Annotated in this window: 24 protein-coding genes and 1 pseudogene; 6 read left to right on the top strand and 19 right to left on the bottom strand. The window is 52.0% G+C overall.

Annotated elements, in window-relative coordinates; translation table 11 throughout:
* Positions 1-42: 42 nt before the first annotated feature.
* From E0L35_RS18420 to E0L35_RS18375, 10 genes are all read right to left on the bottom strand, one after another.
* On the bottom strand, positions 43-795 hold the full coding sequence (locus tag E0L35_RS18420) for a glucose 1-dehydrogenase (RefSeq protein WP_039860240.1): 753 nt from the start codon (positions 793-795) through the stop codon (positions 43-45).
* A gap of 12 nt (positions 796-807) precedes the next feature.
* Positions 808-1,659: a TIM barrel protein gene (locus tag E0L35_RS18415; protein ID WP_009288171.1), complete on the bottom strand. Its 852-nt coding sequence runs from the start codon at positions 1,657-1,659 to the stop codon at positions 808-810.
* Between the two features lie 9 nt (positions 1,660-1,668).
* The gene (locus E0L35_RS18410; RefSeq protein ID WP_051052158.1) at positions 1,669-2,550 is read right to left on the bottom strand and encodes an NAD(P)-dependent oxidoreductase; all 882 of its coding nucleotides are present in this window, start codon (positions 2,548-2,550) and stop codon (positions 1,669-1,671) included.
* 7 nt (positions 2,551-2,557) lie between these two features.
* Positions 2,558-3,817, bottom strand: a complete 1,260-nt coding sequence (locus E0L35_RS18405) for a TRAP transporter large permease (RefSeq protein WP_009288169.1) — start codon at positions 3,815-3,817, stop codon at positions 2,558-2,560.
* Positions 3,814-4,377, bottom strand: a complete 564-nt coding sequence (locus E0L35_RS18400) for a TRAP transporter small permease (RefSeq protein WP_009288168.1) — start codon at positions 4,375-4,377, stop codon at positions 3,814-3,816. Before E0L35_RS18400 ends, E0L35_RS18405 begins: the two co-directional genes overlap by 4 nt.
* A 15-nt stretch (positions 4,378-4,392) precedes the next feature.
* Positions 4,393-5,373 carry a TRAP transporter substrate-binding protein gene (locus tag E0L35_RS18395; RefSeq protein WP_009288167.1) on the bottom strand — a complete coding sequence of 327 codons (981 nt, stop codon included), beginning with the start codon at positions 5,371-5,373 and terminating at the stop codon, positions 4,393-4,395.
* Positions 5,374-5,462: 89 nt separating this feature from the next.
* Positions 5,463-6,458: a transketolase family protein gene (locus E0L35_RS18390; RefSeq protein ID WP_009288166.1), complete on the bottom strand. Its 996-nt coding sequence runs from the start codon at positions 6,456-6,458 to the stop codon at positions 5,463-5,465.
* 12 nt (positions 6,459-6,470) lie between these two features.
* Positions 6,471-7,331, bottom strand: a complete 861-nt coding sequence (locus tag E0L35_RS18385; RefSeq protein ID WP_039860238.1) for a transketolase — start codon at positions 7,329-7,331, stop codon at positions 6,471-6,473.
* Positions 7,332-7,673: 342 nt separating this feature from the next.
* Entirely contained in the window at positions 7,674-7,928 is a 255-nt protein-coding gene (locus tag E0L35_RS18380; RefSeq protein WP_138801073.1) for a hypothetical protein, read from the bottom strand.
* Between the two features lie 3 nt (positions 7,929-7,931).
* Positions 7,932-8,954: a LacI family DNA-binding transcriptional regulator gene (locus E0L35_RS18375; protein WP_009288683.1), complete on the bottom strand. Its 1,023-nt coding sequence runs from the start codon at positions 8,952-8,954 to the stop codon at positions 7,932-7,934.
* Between the two features lie 264 nt (positions 8,955-9,218).
* On the opposite strand from E0L35_RS18375, the gene E0L35_RS18370 reads away from it, so the two are divergent.
* From E0L35_RS18370 to E0L35_RS18355, 4 genes are read left to right on the top strand one after another with little or no spacing between them, the layout of a single operon-like run.
* Positions 9,219-10,217, top strand: coding sequence for a tripartite tricarboxylate transporter substrate binding protein (locus E0L35_RS18370; RefSeq protein ID WP_249362159.1), 999 nt, complete (start codon positions 9,219-9,221; stop codon positions 10,215-10,217).
* 30 nt (positions 10,218-10,247) lie between these two features.
* A complete protein-coding gene (locus E0L35_RS18365) occupies positions 10,248-10,718 on the top strand; it encodes a tripartite tricarboxylate transporter TctB family protein (protein ID WP_138801071.1) in 471 nt (156 codons plus the stop codon).
* 4 nt (positions 10,719-10,722) lie between these two features.
* Positions 10,723-12,249, top strand: coding sequence for a tripartite tricarboxylate transporter permease (locus E0L35_RS18360; RefSeq protein WP_138801070.1), 1,527 nt, complete (start codon positions 10,723-10,725; stop codon positions 12,247-12,249).
* Positions 12,246-13,034: an aldolase/citrate lyase family protein gene (locus E0L35_RS18355; protein ID WP_138801069.1), complete on the top strand. Its 789-nt coding sequence runs from the start codon at positions 12,246-12,248 to the stop codon at positions 13,032-13,034. The genes E0L35_RS18360 and E0L35_RS18355 overlap by 4 nt, the downstream gene beginning before the upstream one ends.
* 104 nt (positions 13,035-13,138) lie before the next feature.
* Here E0L35_RS18355 and E0L35_RS18350 read toward each other — a convergent pair whose 3' ends face one another.
* The 9 genes from E0L35_RS18350 to E0L35_RS18310 form a co-directional block, all read right to left on the bottom strand.
* Positions 13,139-14,044, bottom strand: coding sequence for a ribokinase (locus tag E0L35_RS18350; RefSeq protein ID WP_171051190.1), 906 nt, complete (start codon positions 14,042-14,044; stop codon positions 13,139-13,141).
* 105 nt (positions 14,045-14,149) lie between these two features.
* Entirely contained in the window at positions 14,150-15,103 is a 954-nt protein-coding gene (locus tag E0L35_RS18345) for a D-ribose ABC transporter substrate-binding protein (protein WP_138801067.1), read from the bottom strand.
* Between the two features lie 78 nt (positions 15,104-15,181).
* Complete coding sequence (locus tag E0L35_RS18340) at positions 15,182-16,279, bottom strand: ABC transporter permease (RefSeq protein ID WP_249362158.1); 1,098 nt, start codon at positions 16,277-16,279, stop codon at positions 15,182-15,184.
* Positions 16,280-16,304: 25 nt separating this feature from the next.
* The gene (locus tag E0L35_RS18335) at positions 16,305-17,852 is read right to left on the bottom strand and encodes a sugar ABC transporter ATP-binding protein (RefSeq protein ID WP_138801065.1); all 1,548 of its coding nucleotides are present in this window, start codon (positions 17,850-17,852) and stop codon (positions 16,305-16,307) included.
* Positions 17,853-17,861: 9 nt separating this feature from the next.
* Positions 17,862-18,506 (bottom strand): DUF2291 domain-containing protein, encoded by a 645-nt coding sequence (locus E0L35_RS18330; RefSeq protein ID WP_022522471.1) that lies wholly within the window; start codon positions 18,504-18,506, stop codon positions 17,862-17,864.
* A gap of 58 nt (positions 18,507-18,564) precedes the next feature.
* Positions 18,565-19,671, bottom strand: coding sequence for an alcohol dehydrogenase catalytic domain-containing protein (locus E0L35_RS18325; RefSeq protein ID WP_138801064.1), 1,107 nt, complete (start codon positions 19,669-19,671; stop codon positions 18,565-18,567).
* A gap of 434 nt (positions 19,672-20,105) precedes the next feature.
* Positions 20,106-21,074: a sugar-binding transcriptional regulator gene (locus E0L35_RS18320; RefSeq protein ID WP_022522469.1), complete on the bottom strand. Its 969-nt coding sequence runs from the start codon at positions 21,072-21,074 to the stop codon at positions 20,106-20,108.
* A 38-nt stretch (positions 21,075-21,112) separates the two neighbouring features.
* Complete coding sequence (locus tag E0L35_RS18315; protein WP_138801062.1) at positions 21,113-22,843, bottom strand: dihydroxyacetone kinase family protein; 1,731 nt, start codon at positions 22,841-22,843, stop codon at positions 21,113-21,115.
* A 93-nt stretch (positions 22,844-22,936) separates the two neighbouring features.
* Complete coding sequence (locus tag E0L35_RS18310; protein ID WP_138801061.1) at positions 22,937-23,410, bottom strand: RpiB/LacA/LacB family sugar-phosphate isomerase; 474 nt, start codon at positions 23,408-23,410, stop codon at positions 22,937-22,939.
* 356 nt (positions 23,411-23,766) lie between these two features.
* On the opposite strand from E0L35_RS18310, the gene tal reads away from it, so the two are divergent.
* Both tal and E0L35_RS18300 read left to right on the top strand, forming a co-directional pair.
* Positions 23,767-24,714: a transaldolase gene (gene tal, locus E0L35_RS18305; protein ID WP_138801060.1), complete on the top strand. Its 948-nt coding sequence runs from the start codon at positions 23,767-23,769 to the stop codon at positions 24,712-24,714.
* A gap of 39 nt (positions 24,715-24,753) precedes the next feature.
* A pseudogene (locus E0L35_RS18300) lies at positions 24,754-25,051 on the top strand (transketolase); the annotation flags it as partial.

Genomic DNA, 25,051 nt, shown 5'->3' with positions numbered 1-25,051 from the left:
ACCCCTATACCGTTTCGTAAGTATAGGGGCAGCTTAGCATAATCAATGAATGTGCATACCGCCGTTAACATCCAGAGTGGCCCCTGTAATGTAGCTGGACAGGTCACTCGCCAAAAACAGGAAGGCCTTGGCTACATCCTCGGGGGTGCCCATTCGTGCCAGCGGAATACCTTCTAAAATCTTGGCTTTCATCTGATCGTCAAGCTTGCCAGCGGTGATGTCTGTAGCAATTAACCCCGGGGTAACGGAGTTAATGCGAATGCCAAAAGCACCAAGCTCTCGTGCCATGGCCTTGCCCAGCCCCAACATGCCAGCCTTGGCGGCACTGTAGTGCGGGCCCCCAAAAATACCGCCCCCCCTCTGCGCGGAAACCGAAGAGGTGTTAATAATTGAGCCTGATTTTGCCGCTTTCATATGTGGTACGACAGCCTGCGACATATAGAGCATGCCACGGAGGTTAACATCCAGGATGCGATCATAGTCTTCTGGCAAAATCTCTTCGAACTTTACCGGCTGAGTAATACCAGCGTTATTGATGAGCGCATCAATGCGGCCGAATTTATCCATGACAGCCTTCGCCAAATTGAAGCAATCATCACGGTTCACCACGTTTCCAACCACTATTTGTGAGCGCTCAGGGTCAAATTCGCTGCGCACTTGCTCGCAGGCTTGCTCATTGATATCGGAAATGACGACTGAGGCTCCGTGCTCATAGAAGAGCTTGGCAGTTCTCAAGCCAATGCCTTTTTCACCTGCGGCGCCGGTGACGATACATACCTTGTCTTTAAGTAACATAGCGTTTTCCTTTTATTGGGTTGTAGTAAGTTGTTTGTGGAGTGATGACAGCTCCATAAGAGAGCAGGAAATGCGCGACTCGATTACGTCGAGTGGCAGTGGTTGCTCATCACGCCAAGGTTGAGCATTGGCATCGCGATGTAGGCGGAATGGAAGCTCGAGTGAAAACGGCTTATTCTGGCGAAGAAGCTCCAACGCCAGAGCAGTGTCATTCACATCTCCTGCTCCCAATGGGACGAAATCGATGCCGCCCTCACGGCGCGCACAGGGTTTAAGATGAAAATGATCGGCAATATTCATTGCCGCACGTGCATCTTCAAGCGGTTCTCGGGCTGGGCGGTGGGCTAACAGGTTGCCGATATCGTAATTAATACCGAAGGCCTGGGAGTCCAGCCGCTCAAGCAAGAGGGGTGCGTCACTGGCGTGGTCGAGTAAATTGGGAACACCATTACCGGGATTCTCAAGCAGAATGCGCAGACCATAATTTTCAGCAATCGCAGCCAGGGTATCGGCCTGTGCAAAGAAGGTTCCTGCGCGCTCGCGCGTAGCAGCGTTGGTAATTACAAAGGATGCCCCTAAAGACGCAGCAAAACGACAGCGCGCTTCAAGCCTGGCGGCTGCGTTCTCAATGCCCAAATCAATATGGCCGGAAAAATAGCGGCACTGCTGGCCATGGCGCTGCATTTCACTTTTTAGCTCAGCTGCGAAAGCAGCAGTAAAATCGCTGTCGGTGAAGACCTCTACATAGCCATCAATAAAGGCAAACTCCACATTCCTTATGCCACACCGCGCTAGCGATGGCAGAATCACATCGAAATCATAGCCGTCGTAAGCCGCGGTACTGACAGATATAAAACTGGGCATTGTGTCCCCTTAGGCCGTTCCATTCAGCAGTCGGTAAGTGCGAATCAGCTGGCTGTCATCTAACTTGCCCTCTCCTCGCTCAGCACTGGAAACAAATAGCTGACGCGCGGTTTCTGCCAGTGGCGTAAATGCCTTGGAGGTCTTGGCTGAGTCGCAGACAATGCCCATGTCTTTGCAGAAAATATCGATCACACTGGTAATATCACTGGGCTCAGCGATCATCCGAGGGCCACGATCCTTCAGCATCCAACTGGAAGCTGATGAGCCCTGTAACAGCGTTAGCATTGTTGAGGCATCAATACCGCTCTTCTCTGCCAGTGCCAGCGCTTCTGCAGCAGCGGCAATGTGCACACCGCACAGCAGTTGATTGACTGCTTTCATCGCCGAGCCCTGTCCTGGCTGCTCCCCGGCTTCAAACACAACTTTGCTCAACACTTCAAACGCTTGACGGCATTTCGACAAAGCGTCTTGGGTGCCCGCTGCCATAATCGTGAGTTCACCCGCCTCGGCGCCTACCACTCCGCCTGACACCGGGGCATCGATGAAGTGAAGGTCAGGCCTAATCGCCGCGACTTCTTGTGAGATAGCCGCCGCATCGTCCGGGGAAATGGTCGACATTTGGACAACACAAGCACCTTGCCTAAGCGACTCAATACTGTTGGTACCCAACAGTACAGAACGCACCTGATCTGCATTTACCACCATGATAAAAAGTGCTTCGCAGCGGGTCAGTCCGCGCTGTTTTTGCTCGGGAGACATCACCTGGTCGTTGAAAGCCGTTTCCGTTGACTCAACGGCATCCATACCCAGCACCTGGAAACCATCTTTTTTCAACCGGGTTGCCATAGGCCACCCCATGGCGCCAAGCCCTGCAAATGCGATAGTTTGCATAACCACCTCAGTAAATAATCAGAGCTGGCACGTAGGACACCAGCAGCAACACGACAATAGCCACCAAATAGAAAGGCCCCAGCTCCTTTACCACGGCGCCAATACGTTCACGGGCAATAGCAGAAGAGACAAACAGAGTGGTACCGATGGGGGGCGTGAACAGACCAATGCTGAGGTTCACGCACATGATGATGCCAAGCTGCACCAGATCTAGCCCAATCGCGTTGGCGATGGAGACCAGCGTTGGCCCTAACAGCAAGATGGCAGCGGGCAAATCGAGAAACATGCCGATAAATAGCATCAGCAAGTTGATCGCCAAAATGATCAAGATAGGGTGTTTTAGATACTCGACAGCCCATTGAGCGACGGCCTGCGGGACACCGCCTGACGTCAGAATATAAGCAATAATGTTGGCTGCTGCGATAATGAGCATCACAATGCCCGTGGTAATCACTGTGTTTACCAGCGCACTCATGACGCGTTCAGCCGTCAGATCCCGATAAATAACCGTACTGACCACCAGCGCATAGGCAACGGCAATGACACTTACCTCAGTGGGTGTGGCAATCCCCGCACGCAGTAGCACAACGATAAATACCGGCATCAACAACGCTGGCAAAGCGGTGAACAGCGTGTTTCTTATTTCAGCGCCAGTGTACTTGAGCGTAAGACGTGGGAACCCGCGTCGTCTGCCAATGATATTGCAAGCCAGCATCATGCCACCCGCGAGCATCAGTGCGGGAATCACTGCGGCAATGAACAGTGATGCGATGGAGGTGTTCGAGACAGTAGCAAACAGGATGAGTGGGATAGAAGGCGGCATCAGGCCAGCAATCACAGAAGAGGCTGAGGTAACAGCAGCACCGAAAGCGCCAGGATACCCCTCTCTCTTTTGCCAAGGGATAAGCATGGAACCAAGTGCGGACGCTTCTGCTACAGAAGACCCCGAGACCCCTCCAAATACAGTGGAGCCCACCACGGTGACCTGGCCGAGCCCTCCGTGATATTTACCCACCAACATGGAGGCTAAACCCACTAACTTCTGTCCTAGTTTGCCGGACATCATTAGCCCACCAGAGAGTATAAAAAAGGGGATCGCCAGCAGAGGGAAACTTTGCGTCGGTTGAAATATCTTCATAACCGCCATACTGGATGGCATAGGGCCAAAAACGGATAGCGCCGCCCAACCACTTATAACCAACGAGTAACCAACAGGCATCGCCATTAACAGCAACAAGACAAAGCCAATGAGCATCTGGGCCGTCATATCCCTTCCTCCCCGTGAGAAACTTGAGGTTCAGAGGATTGATCTCCCCCGGTGAGCACCATTGCGATGTTGATGAACGAAATAACAGCTAACCCCATAAAACCAACGACGACTGACCAATAAGCCCAGGACATACCAATCCGGGTTATCGGCAATCGCTGGGAGCCTGCAATTTCAACGACATCCAACCCGTTAACGGCCATGAAGCTAAAAGCGATCATTGCTATTAGGTTGATGGCCAATACCACTAGCTTCTTGGGTAGCCTTGGCAACTTTTCGACGACCAACTCGACACCAATGTGCTCGTTTCTTGCTGCAGCAGCGACGATGGCGCACATGGTTAACCAGGGAAAAACCAAGTTGGGCACTTCCGCTACCCAGCCCAAGTTGGTAGAAAACACATAGCGAACCACCACACCCAGTAATAGCGACACGAAGATAGCCACAACAGCGACGATGGATACCCATTTGAAGGTGTGATAAATCACACGCTTTGAGCTCGCTAACAGTGAAGTGGTCCCGCCCACTTCACTGTCGCGGCTCTCTATTGAGAGCGTCATGAAAAGCCCCTTCCGTTATTGCGCTTCACGCTGAGCCGCATTGACGACCATCTCGACCAATTCTGGGTACTCTTCTGCCCACTGGTCATAAACGGATGAAGTGGCTTCGATGAAAGGTTCAGGATTTACTTCGTTAAAAGCGACACCCGCCTCTTCCATCTTACTTCTCAGCGCATCGTCGGCCTCAAGTGACGCTTGACGATTGAACTCACCCGCCTCGACGGCCGCTTGCTGAATCACTTCTTGGTATTCGGGTGAAAGCGTATCCCAGACCATCTTGCTCATAAGTAGCGGGGTTGACTCATACTTGTGGCCGGTTAAGGAAATATAGTCCTGCACCTCGTGAAGCTTGGATGAGTAAATATTCATTAATGGATTTTCCTGACCATCAACGACCCCTTGTTCAAGAGCAATATAGAGTTCAGAGAAATTCATTGGGGTGGGGTTTGCGCCAAGCGCCTCAAAGATATCAACCGTCATCTCATCGGGAGGGGTTCGAATCTTAAGGCCTTCCAAGTCATCAGGGGTCTCAATAGGGCGAACATTATTGCTGACATGACGAATGCCGTTATCCCACAGCGCCAGTAGTACAAGCCCCTTCTCTTCAGAAAGCCTTTTCAGTTCATCGCCGACTTCGCCGTCCATAACCTCCCAAGCGCTGGGAAGAGAGTTGAACAGAAACGGTAGTCCCAGAACGGAGAACTGCGGTACAACGCTGGATGTCGAGCCCTGGCTATTGGTACTAAACGCTAAGGTACCCATTCTCATCTGAGTGATGGCTTCCATATCGTCGCCGTACTGCGCATTACCACCAACATCGACGATTAATTCCCCATTGGTTCCTTCTTCGACGAGCTCTGCGAAGAGTTCTGAAGCATCCCACTTGGGGTTACCTTCCGCCGCGTTATGGGCAAGTTGCAGGGTTTGCTGAGCGGCAGCATTACCACTAATGAAAAAAGCGCTGGCAATGACAGAAGCAAGGACTGTTTTTTTCATGACGTTTCTCTCTATTAAAATATTTGTTGTTAGAAATAGCGGTTATCAAACGTAGCTGGAGTCTTAGTTTTTTGATTTAGTTAGTATATTCAGGCAACGTGCTGCTTTAGCGTTTTGATCACCTCCTTGGTGGAAATACCGTAACGATCATGCAGAGTGGGTAAAGCACCGGCATCCAGAAATTCATCGGGAAGGCCGATCTGATTAAATTTGACGGATACACCCTCTTTCATCAGCAGCGATGCAATGCTTTCGCCCAGACCACCAATGATTGAGTGGTTTTCGGCCACGAAGACGGGACGTTCAGGATAGCGACGAACCTCCGCCAGAATGGTATCGGTATCTAGCGGCTTGATTGTGGCGCAGTGTAAAACCGCCACGTTGGTGCCTTTCTCTCTCAGCTCATCGGCAGCCTCAATCGCACGCATCGTCATCAGCCCAGAAGAGATGATTAAGGCATCTTCTCCATCTAGCAGCCTTTTAGCCTTGCCGATCTCGAATTGGTAACCTTCAAAGCGATCTAAAACACGGGGCACCTTGCCACGCAGTAGGCGTAAGTAGACGGGGCCATCAAAATCGACCATCGCTTGAACTGACTGCTCGATATCAACCGCATCACAAGGGTCGATGATGGTCAGGTTCGGCATGCCGCGGAAGATAGCGATATCTTCGGTAGCCTGGTGGCTCGGGCCATAGCCCGTGGTAAGCCCAGGAAGTGCGCTAACAATTTTGACGTTGAGTTTCTCTTCGGCAATCGCTAGGCAAATAAAGTCGTAAGCACGGCGTGAGGCGAAAACGCTATAGGTCGTCACGAAAGGGATAAAGCCTTCGCGTGCCATACCCGCACCGGCCATCATGAGTAGCTGCTCAGCCATGCCCATCTGGTAGTAGCGATCCGGGTAGGCCTGGGCGAAGATGTGCAGGTCGGTATATTTGCCCAGATCTGCCGTCATACCAACAATCTTGGGATTTTTCCCAGCAGCCTCTACCAACGCATGGCCGAAGGGCGCAGCGGTCGTTGGCTGGTCTTCGCCCGCGATGGACGCAATCATTGCCGAGGTCTTTAGCTTCTTCTTGGCGCTCATTTCATTTCCTCCTTACTGGACACCGTAAACTTCATCGAGCTGTTTGAGCGCCACACTCCACTCATTCTCATCAACACGAATAAAGTGGTTCTTGTCACGTTCTTCGAGGAAAGGCACACCGCGCCCCATCAGGGTGTCGCAGATAATCACCCGGGGCTTATTTGAGTCACTTGCTAGCGCACTGTCGAAGGCTTCGACTAGCGCTTCAAGATCATTGCCATCAACACGGTAGGTTTCCCACCCAAACGCAACCCACTTATCAGCGATCGGCTCGTAGTTGAGTACGGTGGAGGACCTGTCGTCGGCCTGCTGATCGTTGACATCGACAATGGCAATCAGGTTATCCAACTTCCAGTGGGCTGCGGATGCGACAGCTTCCCAGGTCGAGCCTTCATTTAGCTCACCATCTGAAAGCAGGTTAAAAATCCGTGAAGTGCTCTCTTTGCGCTTGAGGCCCAGCGCCATTCCTACGCCGATACCCAGACCGTGACCTAGCGAGCCACCGGTGATTTCCATGCCCGGCGTGTAGTCGGCCATACCTGACATGGGCAGAATACTGTCATCGCTGCCGTAGTCTTCGATCTCTTCCTCGCTGATAACACCAGCCTCGATCAAAGCGGCGTACAAGGCGATGGCGTAATGCCCGATAGAGAGCAAGAAACGATCTCGTCCTTCCCAGTCAGGGTTCTTGGGATCCAGCTTCAGGGCATGGAAGTAAGACACCGCCAAAACATCGGCAATCCCGAGCGCTTGACCAACGTACCCCTGCCCTTGCACCTCACCCATCCGCAGAGCGTGGCGGCGAATTTTGTAAGCTCGCTGCCGAAGCACCTCAATAACACCAGCCCTCGACACGGTAGCTGTTTGACTCATTCCAGTCACCTCCAAATGGTTGACCATTTCAAGATAGAGATAATTGCGATGGCTTGAAACGAAACTTTAGTCTAAACAATAACGGAATCGCGCATTAAACATCAGTAAAATCGCTCAAAACCAATGCTCATTGATAAATAATAGTGTTTAAAAACAGCAATATGAAATTGTTTAAAAAAACCATCGCTGCCCAGTGAAATAAACCACAATCACTGACTTTGAGTACCAGAGGAAAAATAAAAACACCTCAACACTCAAAATGGTCAACCATTTTGAAACATTTTAAAAATAGCTGGATAGATCCTCACGACAGCACAAGCACTGACGTATCGAATGCTGCTGCTAAAAGAATTCCATACCGGGTAGACCAAACAGTGATGCCCTGCTGCCAGTGACACCTACATTCTTGTACGGCCAAAGTGACGCCCTAACGCTGATAACGCGGGCATCATGGGTGTAGGTGTAGGTGTAGGTGTAGGTGTAGGTGTAGGTGTAGGTAGGATGGGTAGCGCAGGATCGGATCGATAGGCGTCCATTTAAGGACGTTCGGTTACCATCACCGCTATCTTCGCCGTAGCGGAGGTCAGGTGAGTGCAAAGCTCATGCTGCCGGCCCGGTACTCGCCCGCACCACCAGCTCGGGCGGTATTACCTTCCGAACCGGCGGAAATTGCTCCCCCGCCATACGAGAAAGCAGCAACTCACTGGCACACTGGCCAATTAGGTCAGTGCGCACCCGCACACTGGTCAATGCTGGTGCCGAGTAGGCGGCCGCAGCCATATCATCGAAACCGGTGACAGAAATATCCACACCTGGGCGCACCCCATGCCGGTAGCACGCCGCCAGCACACCAAAGGCGATAATGTCCGAAAAACACATAATTGCGGTCGGTGGTTCCGGCATCGCAAGCAGCCGCTTTAGCATGGCGTCACCGAACTCCAGTGTCGTTGGCCCGTGGTGAACCGAATCACTGGTGACAGGCAAACCGGCAGCATCCATCTGCTGTCGGAAGGAGCATTCTCGATCACGGGCAGTGGACGTATCACCGCCACCACCCAACCAAGCAAAGCGCCTATGCCCTGCTTCATATAAGTGTTCGAATAAAAGACGGATGCCTAGCACATCGTCGTTGATGACTCGATCGAAACTTGTATCAGCGACATCCCGGGAAATCAGCACCAGCGGAAAATCCTGTAGATGCCTTACCTGCGGCCCATCAAGATCTTCTCGGGTGGTACCGGCGACAGGCACTAAAATCAGCCCCGCGGCACCATGCTCGGCCATCTGACGAATGAAGCGCGCCTGGATCGATGGTGTTTCATGGGCATGGCAGAACAGCATCATGCGATCCGCCTCGCGGAAGCACGCTTCCATGTGCCCGAGGAATTCGGTGAAAAAGGGGTTGCTCAGATCATTAAGGCATACCGCTACAGTGCCGCTATCGCCTCTCCGCAACCCCGCCGCATGCCGGTTATAGACGTAACCCAGCTCCTTCGCAGCCTGTTGTATACGCTCCCGTGTCGCTTGGGAAATTCGCAGATCATTACGCAGGGCTAATGATACTGCGGAAACGGTAACGCCTACCTGATCGGCGATAGTTTTAAGTGTCGGACGACTTGCCATATAAAAATCTCAACTCCCATGATTTATAGGCGACGGAACGCGATTTAGTACGCCAGCCTCCTTTTGGAATTATGAGCAACATACTCTCATAGCGAATTTTTTAGTGATATCGCAAGCCCTCATAAGCACGTAATTCCAATTCCATAACGACCAAAGTTGTATTTATTCAATCGATTGAACTGTGTAAAAAATGACAATGAAGGCATTCCAACAACTATCAAAAAACGCCGTCAAGATCCCTCGCCACTGCCAGGAGCACGCAGCATGATGAGCACAAATTCGACAACAATGATGACTATCTCACTGGCCCTATGGGCCTCGTTGGCAGCTACTTCCGCCTCAGCCGATAACCCTGAAACCTGTCACTGGCAGCCCGAACGAGCCGTTACCTTCATCGTTCCCTGGGGTACCGGTGGCGGCACCGACGCCAATGCACGTCGGTTGGCCAGCCTGCTCGAAGAAGAAATGGGCGTTCCCTTTAACGTCGTCAACCGTACCGGTGGAAACGGCGTTGTAGGCCACACCTCACTCGCGCGAGGCAAACCTGACGGCTATACCATTGGTGCCGCCACTGTCGAGATCGACACCATGCACTGGCTCGGCCTAACGCCGCTGACTTACCAGGACATCACGCCCATTGCATTGATTAACCGCAGCTCACCTGGGGTAGTGGTACAAAATAATTCGCCCTACGAAACACTTGATGCCCTGCTCGACGAGGCACGCCAGAACCCCGGAGAATTGATCGCTTCGGGAACCGCCCAGGGCGGCATCTGGCACCTCGCCCTAGCCGGTATGCTCAAGGCCGAAGGACTGGCACCCGACGCCATTCGCTGGATCCCCAGCCAAGGTGCTGGGCCTGCACTCAAGGAACTGATGGCAGGGGGCATTGATGTTGCGACACCTTCACTCGCTGAGGCCCGCAACCTGATCGAACAGGGGGAACTAAAGGCGCTGGGCTACATGAGCGATACTCCGATGGCACAGCTGCCTGAAGTCCCTTTGACAGCTGACACACTGGAGAGTGGATGGACACTGAGTGCCTTTGTGACGGTCAGCGGCCCTGACGGCCTACCGGACGAGATCGCCTGCACCTACGAGCAAGCAATTGAGACAGCTATCAACAGTGAAGCCTGGGCCGAGTTCAAGCGCAGCAGTGGCACTCAGGTAGTGTTCGAAAATCGTCACGAGACCGCTCAACTCCTCGCTGAGGCTGATCGTCAATTGGGCGAAGTGGTCGAAGCGATCGGCCTCGCCAAATAAGCGAGGCCGATTGATAAGCAGGAGGTGTTCATGTGCAATGATCGATTGTCAGGGAGCCTACTGGTTCTCTTCGGCGCACTGGTGCTCTGGCGCGCCTCAACCTTCCCGTCCCTGGCCGGGCTGGAGTACGGCCCCGGCCTGTTTCCCTCTATCGCGGCGATTGGCCTGATAGTTTGCGGAGCGCTAATCGGCTTTGGGTCGCGGGGGCGGCGGAAGGCGCCGAGCACTTCGACGATGCCACCTCAGCAAACAGGCTGGAGGATGGCAGCACGCCCCATGGCCCTGCTGATCGTGATACTCGGCTATGGCCTATTGCTCGATCTCCTGGGCTTTCATATTGCTTCCTTCATGGCAGTCTCCGCCACAGCTCTGATCTTCGGGATGCGTGCTGGGGGCGCAGTGCTGCTAGCACTCCCCCTGGTGATCGGCGTGCATCTGCTGTTCTATTCACTGCTGCGCGTCCCGCTCCCCTGGGGCCTGCTGACACCAATGGCATGGTGACGCTATGAGCGCCTCGACCCTCACCTCCCTATTCAGTCCAGCGTCCCTAACGGTCATCGCCGCCTGTACGCTCTATGGCACTTTCATCGGCGCCATGCCGGGCCTAACCGCTACCATGGCGGTGGCCCTTCTGGTGCCCTTTACCTACTTCATGGATCCGTTGATCGCCATCAGCGCCATTGTCGCCACGACTACCACAGCGATTTTCGCTGGCGACGTACCCGGCACCTTGATGCGTATCCCCGGCACGCCCGCCTCCGCGGCCTACGTCGAGGACGCTTACCGTCTGTCCCGCGCAGGACGCTCCCGCTCGACGCTGATGGTGTCATTGTTCGCCGCCTGCATTGGAGGCCTGGTGGGTGTCGCCCTTCTAGCGCTCATTGCCCCTCAGTTGGCCCGTGTCGCAGTGCAGTTTTCCAGCTTCGAAACCTTCTGGCTGGCCTGCCTAGGACTGAGTTGCGCGGTACTAACTAGTAACGGTAGCGTCGCCAAGAGCTTTTCCAGCCTCTTCCTCGGCCTATTTATCGCCACTATCGGCATCGATGTCGCCGTCGGCCATCCACGCTTCACCTTCGGCAATTACGAACTGTTCGATGGCATTAGCTTTATTCCCGCCATCATCGGCCTGTTTGCGCTCAGCGAGATTCTGCGCAGTGCACAGATAGGACATCGCGACCAACCTGCCAATGCAGTACAAGAGTCATTTTCCAAAGCGCTGCATGAGGCAGCGCTCGTACTGCGCCGCTTCAAGCGCAACATCGCCCGCTCCAGCGTACTTGGCACCCTGATCGGCGCGCTGCCCGGCGCCGGGGCAGATATCGCCGCTTGGATCTGTTATGCGATTTCACGGCGCTTCTCGCGCCATCCCGAACGCTACGGTACGGGGTACATTGAGGGCGTAACCGATGGAGGCTCCGCCAACAATGCCGCTATCGGTGGCGCCTGGACGCCAGCATTGGTGTTCGGTATCCCCGGCGATAGCGTCACGGCTATTGCCATCGGCATCCTGCTACTCAACGGGATGTCACCTGGGCCGCAGATATTTACCGAGTCACCAGAACTGGTACATACCCTTTACGGCGCCTTCGCACTAAGCAATCTCGCGATGATCCCTGCTGGCCTGTTGGTGATCATGGCTTCCAGTCAGGTGGTACGTATCCCGCGTCGGGTCCTCATGCCCTGTGTACTACTGTTCTCGTTGGTGGGAGCTTACGCCATTACCAACTCGGTCATTGCCATCTGGACAGTATTGGCGCTGGGTGTCCTGGGTTACGCCATGGAGGCCAATGGCTTTCCTCTGGCGCCCGCCATACTGGGTATCGTTCTCGGCACAATCGTCGAGGAAAACTTCATGACATCGATGATGAAGGCCCAAGGCGACTTGCTGGCCTTCTTCGATCGCCCCTGGGCGGCGGCGCTAGGCACACTCACCCTGCTGCTCTGGGCGTTGCTGCTGACTCGCGGTATCTATGAGAGTGTTCAGCGTCGTCGCCACCCTAGCCCCTCTTCGGAAACGGAAACCTATCCATGAACCATCGCAACCGTACCAAACTTGCCCTTAAGCAGGGTCGAGCCATTAGCGCCCTGTGGTTGGAAAGCGCCAGCCCCGAACTAGCCGAAATTGCCGTTTGGGCAGGTTGGAAAACCATTCTGATCGACAACGAGCACGGTGTCTCCAGCCTCGAACATACCGCGCATCTAGTTCGCGCCATAGAAGCAGCAGGTGGTGAAACGGTTTTACGCATTCCCGCCAACGACCCCACCTACCTGAAGAAGATCCTGGATATGGGGGTACGCTCGATCATGGTGCCGATGGTCAATAGCGCTGCACAGGCTCAAGCTATCGTCGATGCCTGCCGCTACCCTCCTCATGGACAGCGTGGCTATGCGGCTCCTATCGTACGTGCCTCAGGCTACGGCGCTTTCAGTGATTACGCCAGTCAAGCCAACGATGACCTGCTGTTGATCACCCAGATCGAGCATACTGAAGGGGCAGATAACGTCGAGGCGATCGCCGAGGTCGATGGCATAGACATGCTGTTCATCGGCCCCAACGACCTGGCGGGCTCAATGGGTTTGCTCGAACGTCTCGAGGCACCCGAAGTACGCCGTCTGATTGAGGACCTTGAGCGCCGCATCGCCAATAGCGGGTGCTGGATGGGCACCATCACCGGGCCCGGTCGCGATGTCACCACTCTTACCAATAGTGGCTACCGCTTCGTGGCCGGCCCCAACGACATCGCACTGCTCGCCAGCACCCTACGCCACGAGGCGGCACTATGGCGTGAGCAATCCGCTGATTTCGGAGGATCCTGATTCGGATATGGTTCTTAGTGGCCGGGGCGTCACTGCCGCCGACCTTCTGAAGACGCTAAGATAAAGTGATTAAGATAATGCTGAAAACAAATCGCTGGCGCACTCTATAGCGCTTCTTGTTGACACATCAATCTATCAACCTCTTCCGCCATTGGAATACTACTGGCAGCGCCGCGTTTTTGAACTGCCAGAGCAGCCGCCGCTGTTGCTCTTTGCAAGCACTGTGAAGGCTTTAGGCCAGCTTGCCTAGCAGCAAGGAAGTAACCCACAAAGGTATCGCCTGCGGCCGTTGTATCGATGGCCTTTACCTTTAAAGCCGCTTGAAAAAGAGTCTCACTGCTGCACTGATACCAAGCCCCCTCGCTACCTAGGGTAAGAACCACCTCGACATCGCCAAGCGATTCTTTACAACGCCTTAGCAAATCTGCGGCGCTCGACTCTACCGGCACCTCTAATAAAGCGGCGGCCTCTGTACGGTTAAAAAAAAGCAGTTCACATTGGTCTAGAGGGAGTGATGATACCTTCGAGGTCATTGGTGCTGGGTTAAATATCACCTTGCAGCCGTGGCTCACTGCTAATGGAATAAGCTGATCAAGCCCGTTACATTCGTTCTGAATAAGTATTGTGTCGCCAGGAGCGGTTTGCGCAATAAGAGCCGTCATTTTCTCCTGCGTAAAACCATGATTGGCGCCAGAGAACAAAAGAATAGCGTTTTCACCCAGTGCGTCAATTTGAATAATGGCATGCCCACTTGGCTCTGAGGTCAATTCGACATCTTTCACACCAACACCCGCAGACTCAAGCTCATTGGTCACCCAGGCATCTATCGATGAAACTCGCCCCCAGTGACTCACCCTTCCTTTGGCACGCGCTATTGCCAGTGACTGATTGACGCCTTTTCCACCTAACCCAATATTATAATCACCGCTTTCCAAGGTTTCGCCAGGGCGGACAAAATAGGGTACACGGTAAGTATAATCGATATTGATGGAACCAAAATTAAAGATCATTGACACCCCCTCTTATTCAAAAAGCCAGCCAGCTTTAAAGCTGACTGGCCTCTAGGCAAGTTCCTCTAACACCTACTCTTCTAACGCTTACTCTTCTAAAACCTATTATTCCAACACAAAGGGGGAGGTATAGCTATCTACATTATCTTGAGTAATAAGGAAACAGTCATAAAGCTGTTTTTCACTATCCAACCCTGTTTCTCCGGTATTAATGTAATGATCAGCAATTTTTACTGCATGTTCTGCAAATACGGCCACCGGCTGTAGAACGGTATAGGCCAGTTCACCCGAGCGAACCGCATCAACAGCATCTGGTGAACCGTCAAAACCACCTACTATTACATCGTCTAGCCGCCCCTCCTGTTTTAGAGCCACAATGGCACCTAAGGCCATTTCGTCGTTACCACTAATGACGCCTCGAATATCAGGATGAGAACGGAGCATGCTCTGCATTTTATTGCGCCCTTCCGTCCGATCCCAGTTAGCGATGTCAGACGCAGCAAGGCTAAGATCGGGGTATTGGCTAAGCACCGTCTCATAGCCATTGGATCTTGTCGCAGCATTATTATCAGAAGGGGGTCCCTTTAACTCTATATAGGATCCCTCGCCATCTAGTTGCATTGCCCACTGTTGCGCTCCTAACGCGGCTCCTTGCGCATTATTGGAAACCAGTTGCGCTTTGGCCAATCCCTGCTGGTTAATCTCAGCGTTAATAATAAATACCGGAATTCCCGCCTCGATTGCTCTTCGCACAGCGCCAATGGAACCGTCCGCATTAGCAGGGTCGAGAATGATTGCTTTAGCCCCATTGGTAATTGCCGTATCGACCTGATTGCTTTCAGTGTTGGTGTCACCCACATGGGAACTTACATTTGCATCATAGCCCAATTCTTCTGCTGTACGCTCAGCAATTGTTCCTTCCGTTTGCCAATAGGGGTTTGACATATCATTGACAATAATTGAGATCAGTCCCTTGTCCTGAGCAACTATAGAGCTACTAAAGAGCATCGAGACACTGGCGAGAGCTGTAAAAAGCATTTTTTTACTTTTTGGAAGCATGATTATTACCTCATAGTTATGATTGTTGGTCTTTGAATCGGTAGACCTGAGCAGGCCACACTTCTAAGCAATGCTACGTTAAGTAGCACTTGCTCTAGAACCTTCACGCTTACTTTCTGTCGTTTTCTCGGCTTGTTGAGAGGACTTGTGTTTAGCACTGTATTGGACATTATTTAACATGACAGCAAAGACAATCACGCTACCCGTGAAGACCATTTGCCAATAAGCAGACACACCGATGATGACCAGACCGTCGGCGAGAAAGCCAATTACAAATGCGCCCAATAAAGTATTTCGAACCGTGCCACGTCCCCCCATCAGTGAGGCGCCACCGATAACAACAGCAGCAATCGCTGTCAGCTCATAGGTAGTACCTGCCGTAGGCCCAGCAGAGGTCAACTGTGAGGCAAGCACAATCCCAGCCAGGGCTGCGCACACGCCGGAAATAATGTAGACGGAGAGCTTAACGCGATTGACGGGCACCCCTGATAGCTCTGCAGCACGCGCATTGCCACCGGTAGAGTAAATCCACCGGCCAAACGGCGTACGACTGAGCGCCAACATGCAAATAACCGCAGCACAAAAGAGAATCAAAACACCTACAGGTATACCGAATAGTTTATTAAACCCAAGCCATTCAAACCCAGTATTACCTAATGTAGGGTCACCACTTAAACTATTGAACGTTAACCCATCGGTTAGCAGCAGTGCGGCTCCACGCGCGACATACAACATGCCCAGTGTGGCCACGAAAGCAGGCACTTTGAAGTAGGCAACTAATACGCCATTGATAGCCCCCACGAGGCCGCCCAGTAAGCAGGTAAGGACCACGACGACCCACACTGAAGGAAAGAAAGCCAAATTAAATGCTTCAATCTCCACTCCTTCTAACAACATACCCGCGAACACTCCGCAAAGTGCCAACGTAGAGCCAACCGATAAATCGATACCGCCAGTCAGAATGACAAACAGCATGCCGATGCCTAGCAAGCCAAAAACAGCCACATGCGAAGACATGGTTAAAAAATTACCCGTTGAAAAATAAACAGGCGAGAGCATGGAAAAGACAATAATGATCACGATTAATGCAAAAAAAGCCCTACCTTCCAGCAAAATCTTGACGATATCGATACTGCCTTTTTCAACTTGTAACGCGTTATTGTTGTGATGAGACATAGTCATTACCTATCCGATTGAATAATCATGCAGCAACTGATTCGCCCGAAGCAGCCATAATTTCATCTTTCGTTACACCCGGTTTGAATTCAGCGGAGATCCGTCCTTTGCTCATCACCAGCACTCTGTGTGGAATACTCAAGCACTCGCTCACTTCAGATGTTGTAAAGACAACCGCTAACCCCCGCCGAGCCCCTTGGCTCAATAACTTGAACACTTCGGCCTTGGCACCCACGTCGATACCACGGCTTGGCTCATCAAGTATGATGACGTCTGGATGGGTAGCCAACATCTTACCGATCACCACTTTTTGCTGGTTACCGCCAGACAATGAACCAATGGAAGCCTCCCCGCCGTCTGTTTTAATGTGCACCTTATCGATAGCTGAATTAATCATTTCTGCCTCCAAGCTGGAAGAAGTAAGCCCCTTGCGAGTAAACGCATGGATACTGGCTAGCGACAGATTTCTACCGACTGACAGGGTGGGTACTAACCCATCACGCTGGCGATCCTCAGGCACTAACACCAACCCTCTCTCGATTCGCTGTGCAATGTTGTAATGGGATACGTCAGTTGAGTTGAGCAAGATATCTCCCTTGGACTGCCGGGTTCGCCCTGCCACACACTCCAATAACTCAGTTCTGCCAGCGCCCATTAGCCCATAAATGCAGACAATCTCGCCTGCGCGCACATCAAGAGAAAGATCCTCAACAACATAGCGACCTGCCACTTTATCGTCGCTTATGTAAAGGTTCTGGATAGAGAGCGCGGTGGAGCCCTGCTCATACCCTGTGGGCGGTGAGCCAAGATCGAAACTCTCTCCTACCATATGCCTGACGATCCACTGCAGGTCGATATCACTACGTGGAGCGTAAGCAGTCATGACCCCATCGCGGAGAACAACGGCATGATCGGTAATCTGTAGCGCCTCTTCCAAATGGTGAGAAATATAAACAATCGAGACACCCTTGTTTTTGAGATCCTGGACGACTTTAAATAACGTCTCGACTTCCGTGGCACTCAATGCGGAAGTCGGTTCATCCATAATCAAAATGCGAGAGTTCTTGGACAGCGCTCTCGCGATTTCAACGATTTGTTGCTGCCCAACCCGTAGATCTTCGACCAGGGTAAGAGGGTGGATCGGTTCATCCAGCTCCTCCATTAACAATTCAGCCTGACGCGCCTCCTCTTTATAGTCGACGCTGCCTCTTCCTTTAGTCAGCTCACGCCCCATAAAAATGTTGTCGCGCACATTCAGGTTAGGGGCCAAGCTTAACTCCTGATGAATAATGGTAATCCCCAGCGCTTCAGCATCCGACGGCGACGAAAAGCTGACGCTCTCTCCTTCCAATACAATCTCCCCAGCCGTCTGAGCAATGACACCAGACAAAATTTTCATCAGCGTAGATTTACCAGCTCCATTTTCGCCAAACAGCGTTGTCACCTGTCCTCGATATATATCGAAGTTCACTTCTTTGAGGGCTTGCACGGCACCGAAACGCTTTTCGATATTGCGTGCAGAAAGAATCACCTCGGGTGGAGCCACTTCCACTGTTGATGTATCGATATTCATAGCCGCCCCTCACTCAATGGTCACTATACTCACAGGAGTAATTAGCCAGTTTTTGGGATTTATCATGGTAAAGGAGCCGACTACTTCTAACGTTTTTCCGGTTAACTCTTGCCCGGAAATATCCGCAAGCACTTGACGCTTCATTTCATCATTGAGCGCTGCGCCGACATCTTGGTACTCAATCTGATTGGTAAAGTCGCCAAATTGAATATTGCCGGTTGTATCTCTCAGCGTAGTGCCATTAATGGCTGGGCCTGTTTGCACACGAATGACGATATCTGAAGGCACATCGGCAACCTCTAGGGTGTAAACGCCCCCCCGGCTTTCTACAGCAACTCCGGATAAAGAGACCGGCACAATATGGCCAATGCCGGCAGCGACGCCGTATTTCTCACCTGCCGCTCCGGCATCCTGGAGAACCTCTGGCGCCAATACCGATGCATTTACAGCGTTATTCTCGACATACGCTTGGATCTCTGGAAATGTTTCCTGAGCAAATTGCTGTGGTGAAAACCCCACCGCGCTCTCAAGTTCAGTAAGACTAATGACTTTAGTATCGAGCGCCATGAGTGCAAACAGCACTAACGCAAAAGCAGCTGCCACATAGACCTTTATACGCTTATCACCGGGCACCGAATTTAATGTCGCCGACATAATCACTCCGGTTATCATTGTAGTTATAAAAAAGTTATAAATAAGAAACTTCCACTACCTACTTCCCGTCAGGTATAAGCACAACCTTTAATGCGTTAGGGTCATTGCGCATTAGATCTAGCCCTTGATGGAATTCGGCTAACGGCAGCTTATGGGTCACCACATGATCCGTTGGGAAATCACCATTACCAATGCCTTCAATGACAGGTGGGTAACAATAAGGGCCTAGATGCGCACCCAGCACATCCAGCTCTTTACGATCGCTAATAATGCTCCAATCAACAGTCACTGGCTCTTTGAATACACTAAATTCGACAAAGCGACCCAATTTACGGATCATATAAAGACCTTGCTCTACCGACTGTACCGCACCGCTCGCCTCAATATAAATATCGCAACCATAGCCTTCCGTTATGCCTTTAACGTAGTCAATAACATCAATTTCAGCGGGATTCAGGACAATGTCAGCACCAAACTGTTTAGCAAGTTCTAAGCGCTTGTTATTGAGATCCAGTACGACCAGCTTGGAAGGCCCGGACTTTTTGATCGCACCGATCATTCCTAGCCCTAAGGTGCCTGCCCCGGAGAGGACAACCACATCTCCCAGTTCAATCTGCGCACGCTTAACGGCATGTAACGAACAAGCATAGGGTTCAATAAGAACCGCTTTCTCCATCGGAATCTCATCTGGCAACTTGTGATTAATGGCTTCTTTAGGAAAGACCATATATTCAGCCATACCGCCATTTACGTTGTGCTGAAATCCATACACATCGTGCTTTTCGCACATCCAGTACTGCCCACGGTTACAGAAACGGCACTCCCAGCAAGGCACGATTTGCTCGGAAATAACGCGATCACCGACCTCAAGGTTTTTAACGCCCTCTCCTAAAGCCATCACATGACCAATAAACTCATGGCCTGGAATCATCGGTGCCTTGATATAAGCGGGCTGGGTTTCGTCTCCCCAAAAGCTGGGGGCGCCTTCATAGGCTTTGAGATCGCCTGCGCAGATTCCGCACGCTTCAACCTTTATCAGGACTTCACCCTCTCCCACCTTCGGCACGCCCACCTCTTCAAGACGATAATCACCAGGCGCGTAGGCTACGACGGCTTGCATGGTCAGAGGCAGTTCGGTGTGATTGTTGTTATCGGCGTTATGCATTACTCACTCCTAATATATCTTGTATTGCTTGGCTAGCGGCGCACGCTTTACAAAAGATCTTGTTGTGTACATATGAATTAACTGCTTTAAGCATAGCTGAGTCAATCCATAATGGAATTTTCTAATCTTATACTTTAGACCAATAACATAATTGTTTGTTTTTTATATCTAAATTTTAAAAATGGAAATTATTTATTATTTCGGCCATGTAAAAACATCGCCCTAAGCCATTCTATATGTTCCAGCATCGATCAAATGTACAAGCACCTGTCAAATACCACAGGCATCGGAGCGAGGAACAAGGGGGAAACCAAGCATGCCAAAGAGTGCCCACATGCCCAAGAAAAGCCAATAAATGCAACAGAGAAAGCTGGGCCGACCTAAGCGTAAGATGCCGAGAAACCTTAGGTTTTGAATACAAATCAAGCGCGCACTTACCCGGTAGTCGCTTCATCGAGACGCAGAATGGTGTGCGCGTTAGTGACACTAGTCGCCAAGGTATCGATAACCCCGGTACGCAGCGCCCCCAGTATGCCGACCGCTTTAGTATTTTCACTGGCGATAGCAATAACGTCTGGAATACGCGTGAGATCCTGTATATTAAGCCCCACTACACGCCCCTGCATCTGCGTTGCGGAAGGCTTCCCATGGATATCGATAAAGTCATAGCCCATCATATCGCCCACGGTTCCAGAGAGCCGTGCTTCTGCAATTTCCTGGGCCGAAAACCACCCCATACGCACCATATTACTGTCTTCACTTACGTCACCCACGCCAATCAAAGCGGTATCCGCACGGCGAGCCCGGTCTAGCGTCTGGCGCACGGTAGAGTTTTCATACAATGCATCCCTAAGTTCACCGCTCTGTACCAGCGCAGGGGCATAAAGCGTCTCACTATCACCGCCAAACCTACTCGCCAAACGTCGACAAATATGATCGGGATTCATATGCTCGCCTGCGCGCAGCGAGCCACCAATTGCGCACACAAATGAAACCTTCAACGACTCCGCCAGGAAAACGTTATCCGCCACGGCGGCCACGTTACGACCCATGCCAACGGCTACGATCTGGCCATCGGTCAAACTGCGCGACAGATGGTCTGCCACTAGACTAGCGACTGACGAGCGCTGCACATCCGGGTCGGCATTATCCAGAGCAATCAACGCTCGCTTCAGGCCAAAGCGCCGTTTGAGCTCCTGCTCAATCTCAACACTCACAGCGGGATGCAGGCGCACGCGAACATCGACAATTCCTTCTGCCTGGGCACGCTTGAGCAGCCGCCCTATTCGCACACGCGAATGCCCGAGCCTATTGGCGATCGCTTCCTGCGTTTCCCCCTGCACATAGTAGAGCGTTGAAATCTCTGTCATTAAGTCTATATCTGCAGCGTCTTGACCGTTCATCCTCGGCATCCAGGAGTTGTTGGAGGGCATGTATCATGTCAGTTTGCTTGACACTTTTTCAACACAGGAATCAGCGCCTGAACAATCAGTGCCAATGAAACTGAACCAGCATCCGGTGTACCCACGCTTTTTTCGGCTAATGGGCGCGCGCGGCCAACACGGGGAATTAATTGCTTGGTAGCCTCAGCCGCCTCACTCGCTATGCGTGCAGCGGACTCCCAGCAAGCCAAAGCTGTCTGGCCTTTCTCAGCTTCCCAAGACAAGGCATCGGCAAAAGGCACCAACACATCGACAAGCGTTTTATCGCCCAACTCTGCCTTACCGAATGCCATGACTTGCTGGCGGGCATTGACCACACCAGCAGCAAGACGCTGCCCTGAGAGCGGCTGCTCATTGCCAAGCGATTCACCCATCGCTTTTAAGATCACCCGCCAGATAGCACCAGAGGTACCGCCCGCCTTATCAGACCAGCGCTGACCAGCCCAATGCAGCACTGTCTCGGCGCCCGCCCCGCCATTGAGCGCCTCTTTGGCCGCTTCAAGCGCTGCCTTGCTACCCCGCTGCATACCAATGCCGTGATCACCATCGCCCGCCACAGCATCAATCTGGCCCAGCATCTCGCAGTTTTCATTGACCGTATTTGCGAGCACTTCAAGCGCCTCAACAACGCCCCTGGCTAATGCTCGCGAGGCATCGCTCGCCTTGGGAATCTCATCTTGGACAACCACCTCTACCTCGGCAGGATCCAGCGCCTGCGCTGGCGTCACGCTGCCTTTTCGATAGCCCGGCGCATCCGCAGCGGCAGTCCACAGCGGCTCCATGTCTTTATCAAGCCAGAACAACGTCAGCGAAACCCCGGCCATATCAAGACTGGTCACCAGCTCGCCCACATCGGGCTCCACAATGCTTAATCCAGCTTCCTGCAGCAACTCGTCAACCTTGCGATAAATAACGAACAGCTCTTCATACTTAATAGTACCCAGGCCATTGAGTATCGGTGCCACCCGAGCTCCTTGGAGCCTGATACCGTCAGGAACTTCTTCCAATAATCGGGCAACGAGGATTTCTGCCAAGCCATCTGCGGAAGGAATATCCGTCTCACTAATACCCGGCTCGCCGTGAATCCCCAGCCCTATGGCCATCCTGCCTTCGGGCACATGAAAGAGCGAATCGGCTGCACCCGGTAACGTGCATCCCTCAAACGCCACTCCAAAAGAGCGCGTGCAGCGATTTGCCTCTTTCGCCACTTGAACTACTTCTTCCAGTGATAATCCCTTTTCTGCTGCAGCGGCGGCGGCCTTGAAAACGGTTAGATCACCTGCGATGCCCCGGCGCTTATCAATCTCCGCCAAGGGTGCACTGGCGACATCATCAGTGACCAGCACGATTTCACAGGGAATACCGTCCGCAATCAAACGCTCGCGCGCCTCACCAAAATGCAGCACGTCCCCCGCATAATTACCAAAAGAGAGCAGCACACCACCGCCGTTGTTGGCGGCTTTGGCGACGGAATAAACTTGCTGTGCAGAAGGCGAGCAAAACAGATTGCCCATGACCGCCCCATGGGCCAACCCTTGCCCCACCAACCCCGCAAAGGTGGGGTAATGGCCGCTACCACCACCAACCACGACCGCAACACTATCTGGCTGGCTGCGCGTACTGCGTACGACACCTCCCGGCACAGCCATCAGCTTATCGCGATGAGCAGCTACTAAACCTAAACGAGCTTCTTCAGGGAAATCATTTGGATCATTAAATAGGCGTGTCATTATTATATCCTCTGGAGTGAGGCCAAACTGCGTGATCACAGCTTGCATGCTGTTGTTATTAATCAGCGTCGACGAATATGAGCGATACCACGGTTACGGAGTATTCAATCGAGACTCATATTCGTCAATCTTTGCTATTTTTAATTCGGAATTTCCACCCGAAAAGTTGCTGCCCAAAAAGGTTGCCACTATTGATTTAGCCAACTCTGGCCCAATCACTCTGGATCCCAGCGTGACAATCTGTGCATTATTACTGGTGCGCGCCTTTGCTGCTGAGTAAGTATCGTGCGCCTGCGCAGCGCGGATACCGGGCACCTTATTGGCAGAAATAGCCACTCCGATTCCCGTGCCACATACCAGTACTGCACGATCGAAGTGCCCCTCCTTAATCGCCGTAGCCACCTCAAAGGCAATATCGGGGTACAGCACCGGCTGGGCATTAAAAGTGCCAAAATCTTCAACCTCGTAGCCTAACTCTCGAATATAACCAATGAGAATCTCTTTCAAGTCGTAAGCGGCCTCATCACCGCCAATGGCGACTCTGAGAGAAGACGTCGCACTAGACATTCATGCTCTCCCTTTCTAGGAAATAGAAACGCGGACGACTAACAACGATGAATACCACCACGCAGTTGCCAGCCGTCTACTGACGCTATTCAATCTATCACTAACCGAGCATTTGTAAACACGCCGATCATAAGATCTAGTTGTATTTTTTTGGAGGATTCAGGATAAAAACCAAGAAACAATCAATAATATATTGATAATAAAAGAATTATATGAATATAAAGCATTATCTACCAAGCACTATACTTTTGTTCAATGACCTTAAAATCGATTTCAGTGGCACGCTGATTTGACTAAATCGGTCTAAATGGACAATCATTTGAACACAGCATGTTCATTTTTAAGGAGAGTAGGCAATGTCGCTTCTGGATGGATTACGCGAACACTCACTGGTCGTGGCCGACACGGGCGACTTGGATGCCATAAAGCGCTATCAACCGCAGGACGCTACCACTAACCCCTCATTGATTCTCAAGGCCTTCGAACTGCCTCGTTATCAAGAGTTGATCGACAAGGTGCTTGCTGAATTATGTCGTGATGAGAGCGACCTGAGCCGAATAGTTGACCAACTTTCGGTTGCGATTGGCGGGCAAATTGCCAATGTGGTACCTGGACGAATATCGACAGAAGTGTCCGCACACCTCTCTTTTAATACCCAAGCCAGTATTCACAAGGCCTACGAACTGATTGAGCGCTATGAAAAAATGGGCATTAACCGCAGCCGTGTGCTGATCAAGCTCGCGTCTACCTGGGAAGGGATCCGTGCGGCTCAGCAATTAGAGCGTGAAGGCATCAACTGCAACTTAACACTCTTGTTCAGCGATGCTCAGGCACAGGCCTGCTTTGATGCTGGGGTGTACCTGATATCGCCCTTCATTGGCCGCGTTAGCGATTGGTATCAAAAGACAACAGGTGAACAGTTCACACCAGAAGAAGACCCTGGCGTGCTATTTGTAAAGGGGATTTGCGAGAGAGCTGCCACTGGTCATTATGACACTGTCGTCATGGGGGCAAGTTTTCGTACCACCGATCAAGTATTAGCGTTGGCGGGCTGCCATCGCCTGACCATCTCTCCCGCACTGCTAGAACAGCTTGATAGCATGGAAGGAGAGGTGGCCTCAAAAATCCAACAGAAAACCGTCGCTCGTAAAGCATTCACACCGTTATCAGAAGCTGACTTTCGTTGGCAGCATAACCAAGATGCAATGGCCAACGAGATGCTGGCTGACGGGATCCGACGCTTCGCCAACGACCAGCAAACATTAGAGTCGTTGATTACTCAACGCTTGACTGCTCGTGCCTAACGAGACGCTACGCAATATAACAACCAAGGTACCACTGCTATGAATAGCCGTTTTGAGCTAGCCAATGCCATTCGCGCCCTGTCCATGGATGCCGTTCAGAAGGCCAAATCCGGCCACCCGGGCGCCCCCATGGGTATGGCTGATATCACCGAGGTGCTATGGAATGACTACCTCAAGCACAACCCCGAAGACCCCAAGTGGGCCGATCGCGACCGCTTTGTGCTCTCCAATGGCCACGGCTCCATGCTGCTTTACTCGCTGCTCCACCTCAGCGGCTACGAGCTGAGCCTGGAACAGCTGCAGAATTTCCGCCAGTTGCACTCGCCTACTGCCGGAC

It is taken from the genome of Halomonas sp. ATBC28, assembly GCF_005937175.1.
Lineage (GTDB): Bacteria > Pseudomonadota > Gammaproteobacteria > Pseudomonadales > Halomonadaceae > Vreelandella > Vreelandella titanicae.
Note: the sequence above shows the minus strand (reverse complement) of the source record. Positions and strands in the feature narration are given on the sequence as shown.

What these genes read in the sequence shown, in the direction of transcription:
- E0L35_RS18420 (WP_039860240.1), bottom strand. Translation starts at nt 795, where the DNA reads ATGTTACTTAAAGACAAGGTATGTATCGTCACCGGCGCCGCAGGTGAA.
- E0L35_RS18415 (WP_009288171.1), bottom strand. Translation starts at nt 1,659, where the DNA reads ATGCCCAGTTTTATATCTGTCAGTACCGCGGCTTACGACGGCTATGAT.
- E0L35_RS18410 (WP_051052158.1), bottom strand. Translation starts at nt 2,550, where the DNA reads ATGCAAACTATCGCATTTGCAGGGCTTGGCGCCATGGGGTGGCCTATG.
- E0L35_RS18405 (WP_009288169.1), bottom strand. Translation starts at nt 3,817, where the DNA reads ATGACGGCCCAGATGCTCATTGGCTTTGTCTTGTTGCTGTTAATGGCG.
- E0L35_RS18400 (WP_009288168.1), bottom strand. Translation starts at nt 4,377, where the DNA reads ATGACGCTCTCAATAGAGAGCCGCGACAGTGAAGTGGGCGGGACCACT.
- E0L35_RS18395 (WP_009288167.1), bottom strand. Translation starts at nt 5,373, where the DNA reads ATGAAAAAAACAGTCCTTGCTTCTGTCATTGCCAGCGCTTTTTTCATT.
- E0L35_RS18390 (WP_009288166.1), bottom strand. Translation starts at nt 6,458, where the DNA reads ATGAGCGCCAAGAAGAAGCTAAAGACCTCGGCAATGATTGCGTCCATC.
- E0L35_RS18385 (WP_039860238.1), bottom strand. Translation starts at nt 7,331, where the DNA reads ATGAGTCAAACAGCTACCGTGTCGAGGGCTGGTGTTATTGAGGTGCTT.
- E0L35_RS18375 (WP_009288683.1), bottom strand. Translation starts at nt 8,954, where the DNA reads ATGGCAAGTCGTCCGACACTTAAAACTATCGCCGATCAGGTAGGCGTT.
- E0L35_RS18370 (WP_249362159.1), top strand. Translation starts at nt 9,219, where the DNA reads ATGATGAGCACAAATTCGACAACAATGATGACTATCTCACTGGCCCTA.
- E0L35_RS18365 (WP_138801071.1), top strand. Translation starts at nt 10,248, where the DNA reads ATGTGCAATGATCGATTGTCAGGGAGCCTACTGGTTCTCTTCGGCGCA.
- E0L35_RS18360 (WP_138801070.1), top strand. Translation starts at nt 10,723, where the DNA reads ATGAGCGCCTCGACCCTCACCTCCCTATTCAGTCCAGCGTCCCTAACG.
- E0L35_RS18355 (WP_138801069.1), top strand. Translation starts at nt 12,246, where the DNA reads ATGAACCATCGCAACCGTACCAAACTTGCCCTTAAGCAGGGTCGAGCC.
- E0L35_RS18350 (WP_171051190.1), bottom strand. Translation starts at nt 14,044, where the DNA reads ATGATCTTTAATTTTGGTTCCATCAATATCGATTATACTTACCGTGTA.
- E0L35_RS18345 (WP_138801067.1), bottom strand. Translation starts at nt 15,103, where the DNA reads ATGCTTCCAAAAAGTAAAAAAATGCTTTTTACAGCTCTCGCCAGTGTC.
- E0L35_RS18340 (WP_249362158.1), bottom strand. Translation starts at nt 16,279, where the DNA reads ATGTCTCATCACAACAATAACGCGTTACAAGTTGAAAAAGGCAGTATC.
- E0L35_RS18335 (WP_138801065.1), bottom strand. Translation starts at nt 17,852, where the DNA reads ATGAATATCGATACATCAACAGTGGAAGTGGCTCCACCCGAGGTGATT.
- E0L35_RS18330 (WP_022522471.1), bottom strand. Translation starts at nt 18,506, where the DNA reads ATGTCGGCGACATTAAATTCGGTGCCCGGTGATAAGCGTATAAAGGTC.
- E0L35_RS18325 (WP_138801064.1), bottom strand. Translation starts at nt 19,671, where the DNA reads ATGCATAACGCCGATAACAACAATCACACCGAACTGCCTCTGACCATG.
- E0L35_RS18320 (WP_022522469.1), bottom strand. Translation starts at nt 21,074, where the DNA reads ATGAACGGTCAAGACGCTGCAGATATAGACTTAATGACAGAGATTTCA.
- E0L35_RS18315 (WP_138801062.1), bottom strand. Translation starts at nt 22,843, where the DNA reads ATGACACGCCTATTTAATGATCCAAATGATTTCCCTGAAGAAGCTCGT.
- E0L35_RS18310 (WP_138801061.1), bottom strand. Translation starts at nt 23,410, where the DNA reads ATGTCTAGTGCGACGTCTTCTCTCAGAGTCGCCATTGGCGGTGATGAG.
- tal (WP_138801060.1), top strand. Translation starts at nt 23,767, where the DNA reads ATGTCGCTTCTGGATGGATTACGCGAACACTCACTGGTCGTGGCCGAC.